Source organism: Coralloluteibacterium thermophilum (assembly GCF_042654365.1).
In the GTDB taxonomy this organism is placed as follows: Bacteria; Pseudomonadota; Gammaproteobacteria; order Xanthomonadales; family Xanthomonadaceae; genus Coralloluteibacterium; species Coralloluteibacterium thermophilum.
The window spans coordinates 80076-87074 of record NZ_JBHSGG010000025.1; the positions used below are offsets into that span (position 1 = coordinate 80076).

Sequence of the window (6999 nt, forward strand, 5' to 3'; positions counted from 1 at the left end):
CGGTGCGCCTCGCTGCTCAGGGCGCCGCAGCCGGCGCCGAGGCCCCCTCGCGGGCCGCCACGAGGGTGCGCAGATGCTCCAGGGCCCGCTCGATGAAGGCATCGCCCTCCAGCACCTCGCCCTGGGCATAGCGGCCGTCCGCGACCTCCTCGTCGCCGACGAGGTGGTTGGGCAGGTCGGATTCGCGGATGCCGCCGACCGACCGGGCATCGCCATCGGCATGCAGGGCGATGTCGGGTGCGATGCCCGCCGCCTGGATCGAACGCCCGCTCGGCGTGTAGTAGCGCGCGGTGGTGAGCTTGATGGCGTCGCCGTTGTCGAGCGGCAGCACCGTCTGCACCGAGCCCTTGCCGAAGCTGCGGCTGCCCATCACCACCGCGCGGTCGTGGTCGCGCAGGGCGCCGGCCAGCACCTCCGCGGCGCTCGCGCTGCCCGCGTCGATCAGCACCACGATCGGCGCGCCTTCGAGGAGATCGCCGGGCGTGGCGTGGAATTCGCTGTCGGCGATCTGCAGGCGGCCGCGCGTGGACACGATCACGCCCTCCTCCAGGAAGGCGTCCGCCGCCTCGACCGCCGCGTTGAGCAGGCCGCCGGGGTTGCTGCGCAGATCGATCACCAGACCGCGCAGCATGCCGCCGGCCTCGGCGTTGAGGGTGTAGAGATGGCGGTTGAGCTCGCGCCCCGTGTCGGCCTGGAAGGCGCTGATGCGCACGTAGCCGTAACCGGGCTCCAGGCTGCGCGCGCGCACGCTGACGATGCGGATGGTCTCGCGGGTGATGGTGAGTTCGATCGGGCCGGGCTCGCCCTCGCGCAGGATGGTCAGCCGCACGCGGCTGCCGGGCGGCCCGCGCAGCTCGGTGGTCGCGCCGTCGACGCTGTCGGCCGAGATCGGCCGGCCGTCGATGGCGGTGATGACGTCGCCCGCCCGCACGCCGGCGCGGGCGGCGGGGGTGTCGTCGATGGGCGCGATCACCCGCAGGGTCCGGTCCGGCTGCTGCACGAGTTCGACCCCGACGCCGTCGTAGGCGCCGCTCGCAGCTTCGTCGAGCGCCGAGGACTCCTCGCTGTCGAGATAGGCGCTGTGCGGATCGAGGTCGAGCAACAGGCCGCGGATGGCGCCCTGCATCAGCTCGCGGTCGCCGACCGGGTCGACGTAGGCCTGCTTGACCGCGCGGAAGACCGCGACGTAGCGCTGGATCTCGGCCAGCGGCACGCTCGATTCGGGAACGCCGTGGTCGTGATCGTCGTGCGGGGTCGCCTCCTCCAGGGTGACGGTTTCGGGCGGCGGGGCGTCCTGCGCAAGGGCTGCGACGGCAGGCAGCAGCAGGAAGAGGCTCGCGGCGATCAGGCGCGTCATCGGCTCGACTCGTACGGTCACGCCACGATTATGGGGCAGGCGCATCAAGAGCACGCGATCCGCCCGGATCAGCGCGAGGCCATCCACGGCCGCGGGTCCACCGGCCTGCCGTTCTGGCGCAGCTCGAAGTACAGCGCAGCGCTGCCCTGGCCGCCGGACGAACCGACCGTGGCCACGGGCTCGCCGGTGCGGACCCAGTCGCCCGACTCCTTCAGCAGGCCGTCGTTGTTGGCGTAGAGCGTCATCCAGCCACCGCCGTGGTCGAGGATCACGAGCAGGCCGTAGCCGGTCAGCCATTCCGAGAACGCCACCCGGCCGGGCGCCACGGCCCGGACCGGCGTGCCCGCCGCGCCCGGCAGCAGCAGGCCGTTGCTGGTACGGCCATCGGGAAGCCGCCCGCCGAAGCCGACGCTGGCGCGGGCCTCGACCGGCCAGGGGAGCTGCCCCCGGCGACGCGCGAACGGCCGGCTGTCCTCCACCTCGGCCGGGATGTCGGCGAGCACGTCGCGGAGCTTCTCCAGCAGCTCGCCCAGCGCCTTCTCGTCGCGACCGAGGGCGGCGATGCGCGAACGCGCGTCGGCGAGATCGGCCTGCAGGCGCTCGACCGCGAGACGGCGCTCCTCGCGCTGGCGGTCCAGCGCCTCGAGGTCGCGCTGCTGGCGCGCCAGGGTTTCCGTGAGCCGCGTGCGCGCCTCCTCGACCGCCCGCGCCACGTCGGCCAGTTCGGCCAGCTGCTGCGAGAGGCCGTCGATGCGGCGCGTGCGGTCGGCCTGGATGTAGCGGTGGTACGCCATGGTCCGGGCCAGGTCGCTCATGCGGTCCTGGGCCAGCAGCAGCTTGAGCTGCTCGTGCCGGCCGAGCGCATAGGCCGACCGCACCAGCACGGCCAGCGTCTCGCGCTGGGCGCGCAGCTCGGCCTCGCGTTCCGCACGGCGGACTTCCAACCGTTCCAGTTCGCCTTCCTGGGTGGCGATCTCGGCCTCGGTGCCGGCCAGCGCACGGCCTGCGGCCGCCACCGCCTGGTCGGCCTCGCGCACCGACCGGCTGGCCGCGCCGCGCTCGGCGTCGATGCGCTGCTGGGCCTCGGTGAGGCGGCGGATCTCGGCGCGCACCGTCTCCAGGCGGCGTTCGGCCTCGGCCTCCTCCCGGGCCTGCGATGCCGTGCGTGCGGGCGCCTGCGCCTGCAGTCCCGGGGGCATCGCGGCGAGCAGGGCGAGCAGCACCGCGGCCGCGGCGCGCGGCGCGCGGATCTCGGGTGCCAGGCGACGGGAGGGAGGGATGGCGGACCTCGGCGCGGGACGGACAACCCGCCGGATTGTACGGGCGGCGCACAGGAACCTGGCCCGCCCGCCGGAACGGACGCCCGGGCAGTCGCGGCGCAACGGCTGCACCGCGGGGTCGCCGTGGACGACCCGTGCGGTTCGACGCGCGCCGGGCGCGTCGCACTCACCTCACGGCGCATGGCAGGCTCTAGACTTCGCGGCCCGATCCGCCACGCGCACCCGAACCCGCAAGGAGACGCCGCATGCCCCAGACCCGCCCCGGCACCCTCATCCTGCTCCGCCACGGCGAGAGCGAGTGGAACGCCAAGAACCTGTTCACCGGCTGGGTGGACGTCGCGCTGACCGAGAAGGGCGGCGCCGAGGCGCGACGCGCGGGCACGCTGCTGCGCGAGCATGGCCTGATGCCGGACGTGCTCTACACCTCGCTGCTGCGGCGCGCGATCACCACCGCGCACATCGCGCTCGACGAGGCCGACCGGCTGTGGATCCCGGTGGTGCGCGACTGGCGCCTCAACGAGCGCCACTACGGCGCGCTGCAGGGCAAGGACAAGGCGCAGACGATGGCGGAGTTCGGCGAGGAGCAGTTCATGCTCTGGCGCCGCAGCTACGACACGCCGCCGCCGCCGATCGACCGCGACGACCGCTACAGCCAGGCCAACGACGTGCGCTACGCCCCCATCGACGGCGGCCCGCTCACCGAGTGCCTGGCGGACGTGGTGGCGCGCCTGGTGCCCTACTACGAGTCCGAGATCGCGCGCGACCTGGCGGCAGGCCGGAACGTGCTCGTGACGGCGCACGGCAACTCGCTGCGTGCCCTGGTGAAGCACCTCGAGGGCATCTCCGACGCCGACATCGCCGGGCTCAACATCCCCACCGGAATCCCGCTGCGCTACGACTTCGAGCTCGTCGCGGGCGCGCTGGCCCCGGTCGGCAAGGGCGGCTACCTCGACCCGGACGCGGCCGCCGCCGGCGCCGCCGCGGTGAGCAGGCAGGGCAAGTAGTCCGGGCGGATGGAAATGGCGGCGCGGATGGTCATACTGGCTTTCGGCACGGGTCGACGCCCGCTCCGCACCGCGAAGATCGACCTCCCGGCCCCAGGCCACATGCACGGAGCACCGCCATGCGTCGCATCCTGATCGCGATCGTCATCGCAGGCGCCCTCACCGCACCCGCGGTGCCGGCGCAGGAAAGCCTCAGCAAGGTCAGCGGCAGCGTGACCGCCGAGGCGGGCAAGCAGTACGGCGAGGTCTCCACCGTCAACGGCAGCGTGCGCGTCGAACGCGGCGCGACCGTCGGCGGCGAGGCCTCCACGGTCAATGGCAGCATCACGGTGGAGGACGAGGCCCGGCTCGGCTCGGCGAGCACCGTCAACGGCGCGCTCCGCATCGGTGCGGGCGTCGTCGTCGAGGGCGAGGCCACCACGGTCAACGGCGCGCTGACCATCGGCGAGGGAAGCCGCGTGGCGCAGGACGCCCGCACCGTCAACGGCCGCATCGTGATCGCCGGTGCCGAGATCGGCGGCGACGTGCGCACCACCGCCGGCGACATCGAGCTCCAGCCCGGCACCGTCGTGCACGGCGACCTGGTGGTGGAGAAGCCCAGCTTCAGCCTCTTCAGCTGGGGCAATCGCTCCGAGCCGCCACGCGTGGTGGTGGGTCCGGATGCGGCGGTGCACGGGGAGCTGCGCTTCGAGCGCGAGGTCCGGCTGTTCGTCAGCGAGCGCGCCACCGTCGGGCGCATCTCCGGCGCGGAGCCGATCCGCTTCGCAGGCGATACACCGTAACGCGACCCCGATGGCGCCGCGCCCGCGCACGTAAAATCGGGAATTCGTCTCCACCAGAGGTTCCCGCACATGCAGCAACGCACCGGCCTGTTCTGCGCAGGCGCGCTGCTGACCGCCGTTCTCGTCCTTCCCGGCTGCGCGCAGGATGCGCCGACCGACGAGAACGCGGCCAGCACGCCTCCCGCATCGACCGCACCCGAGACCGCTCCGGCGTCCGCTGGCGAGGGCGCGCATGCCTTCTCGCCCGAGATCCGCGCCGAGGACTTCGCCGAGCACGTGCGCGTGCTGGCTTCCGACGAGTTCGAGGGCCGCGCGCCCGGCAGCGCGGGCGAGGAGAAGACGGTCGCCTACATCCAGGGGCAGTTCGAGCGCATCGGACTGGAGCCGGGCAACAACGGCAGCTGGGTCCAGACCGTGCCCATGGTGGAGACCACCACCGCGCAGAACACCACCCTCACCCTCACCCACGACGGCGAGACCCGGCGGCTGGTGTCGGGCACGGACATGGTCATCGGCACCCGCACCGGCCGCAACCTGGTCGAGATCGAGGGCAGCGAGCTGGTGTTCGTCGGCTACGGCGTGGTCGCACCCGAGCAGGACTGGAACGACTACGAAGGCCTCGACGTCAAGGGCAAGACCGTGGTCATCCTGGTCAACGACCCGGGCTTCCACGTGGACGACCCGGAGCTCTTTGGCGGCGAGCGCATGACCTACTACGGCCGCTGGACCTACAAGTTCGAGGAGGCCGCGCGCCAGGGCGCCGAGGCCGCCCTGATCGTGCACGACGACGCCGGCGCGGGCTATGGCTGGGACGTCGTGAAGAACAGCTGGTCCGGCGCCCAGTTCGACCTGCCGGCGGCGGACGACCCTGCGCCGCGCCTGCCCGCCCAGGGCTGGCTGAGCGCCGAGGCGGCCAACCGCCTGTTCGAGGAGAACGGCCTCGACTTCGAGGCGCAGCGGCGCGCCGCCAGCCAGCGCGACTTCCGGCCGGTGCCGCTGGCCACCACGCTGGACCTCTCGCTGCGCAGCGCGATCCGCGAGGCCAAGTCCGACAACGTGCTGGGCCTGCTCCGCGGCAGCACCCGCCCGGACGAGGTGGTCGTCTACATGGGCCACTGGGACCACCTCGGCAAGACCATGGTCGGCCGCAACGTGCCCGGCGGCGGGACCGCCGAGATCTACAACGGCGCGATCGACAACGCGTCTGGCATCGCCGGCATCCTGGAGATCGCCGAGGCCTTCAAGAACCAGGAGACGCCGCCGGAGCGCTCGATCCTGTTCCTGGCGGTGACGCTCGAGGAGTCCGGCCTGCTGGGCTCGGCCTACTACACCGCCAACCCGGTGTTCCCGCTGGCGAAGACGGTGGCGGCAATCAACCTCGACGCGATGCCGGTGATCGGCCGCACCACCGACATGACCGTGACCGGTATCGGCAGCTCGGAACTCGAGGACATCCTCAAGCCGATCGCGGCACTGCAGAACCGCGTCCTGCGCGGCGAGGCGGAGACCTCGAAGGGTTTCTACTTTCGCTCCGACCACTTCAACTTTGCCAAGGCCGGGGTACCGGCGCTGTATGCCAAGGGCGGGACGGAGCACGTCGAAGGCGGCGTGGAGCACGTCCGCCGCATCCAGGCCGAGTACGGCGCGAACCGCTACCACAAGCCCGGAGACGTCTACGAGGAGGACTGGGACCTGTCCGGAGTCGTGGAGGATCTGGAGGCGCTGTACGCAGTGGGCCGTGAGCTGACGGGGAGCGAGGCACTGTGGCCAAACTGGTACCCGGACAACCCGTTCCGGGCCGCGCGCGACGCGACGGCCGACCAGCGGCCGGCGCCCTGAGATCAGGCATGCAGCACGACCGGAAACGGCGCCTTCGGGCGCCGTTTCTTTTTGAGGTGCGGGGCGACAGCGGGGATCGGGCCGCGCCAGGGTGGGCGAGCCTCTTGATCGAATGCGAGGCCTCCGCGTACGCGGGACGCGGGCTCCGGGCTCCGGGCTCCGGGCTCCGGGCTCCGGGCTCGGGTCCAGGCTCAGCGACGGCCGCCCCGTCGCAAGCCCAGCTCGACCTGCTCCGCGCCATCACGTGCGGCCGTGTGCGTCGGGTGGGTGGGTGAGCCGATACGAGACAGTGCCCGCGCTTCTGGCGCCAGGGGTCACTGCCGGTCGAGACCCGCGCTCCACCGCATGCCCGCACCATGATCGGACGGCGCGCTGCGCGGCACCACCGCTGCAGCACTCTTGCGGTTGCAGGGGGATCGGAGCCGGCACCGATGCGCGGCGCGTGACCCGTCCCGGGGCACAACTCCCACAGCATCGCCGAACACTCCCCAAGTGGCACGGCGGTGTGCCGGCAGCCGCAGCCTCCGCGAGACACAGCAGAGGGATGGTGCTTCCGAGCTGGGGCGCGCCCGCCGCGTCGCCTGCCGCCCGGGCGGCAGCCCCAGCGCAGCAGACCAGAGCCCGGTCGGATAATGCGGAGGCGTCCTGTCCGCCCCACGGCCGGACTTTGAGAGCACGCAAAAGACAACGGCCCGGTCCTTGGAGGACCGGGCCGCTGCGGGATAAACCCCTGGCGA

5 protein-coding genes are annotated in these 6999 nt (G+C 72.6%); 3 read left to right on the top strand and 2 right to left on the bottom strand.

The features are described 5' to 3' along the window. Positions 1–16: 16 nt before the first annotated feature. Positions 17–1378, bottom strand: a complete 1362-nt coding sequence (locus tag ACFO3Q_RS09435; protein ID WP_377004419.1) for a S41 family peptidase — start codon at positions 1376–1378, stop codon at positions 17–19. 47 nt (positions 1379–1425) lie between these two features. Beyond that, positions 1426–2556 (bottom strand): murein hydrolase activator EnvC family protein, encoded by a 1131-nt coding sequence (locus tag ACFO3Q_RS09440; protein WP_377004420.1) that lies wholly within the window; start codon positions 2554–2556, stop codon positions 1426–1428. 326 nt (positions 2557–2882) lie between these two features. Between ACFO3Q_RS09440 and ACFO3Q_RS09445 the strand changes: the two genes are divergently transcribed. From ACFO3Q_RS09445 to ACFO3Q_RS09455, 3 genes are all read left to right on the top strand, one after another. Further along, positions 2883–3641 carry a phosphoglyceromutase gene (locus ACFO3Q_RS09445; protein ID WP_377004421.1) on the top strand — a complete coding sequence of 253 codons (759 nt, stop codon included), beginning with the start codon at positions 2883–2885 and terminating at the stop codon, positions 3639–3641. A gap of 119 nt (positions 3642–3760) precedes the next feature. Then, a complete protein-coding gene (locus ACFO3Q_RS09450; RefSeq protein ID WP_377004422.1) occupies positions 3761–4423 on the top strand; it encodes a DUF4097 family beta strand repeat-containing protein in 663 nt (220 codons plus the stop codon). Positions 4424–4492: 69 nt separating this feature from the next. After that, positions 4493–6262, top strand: a complete 1770-nt coding sequence (locus tag ACFO3Q_RS09455; protein WP_377004423.1) for a M28 family metallopeptidase — start codon at positions 4493–4495, stop codon at positions 6260–6262. The last annotated feature ends 737 nt before the right edge of the window (positions 6263–6999 follow it).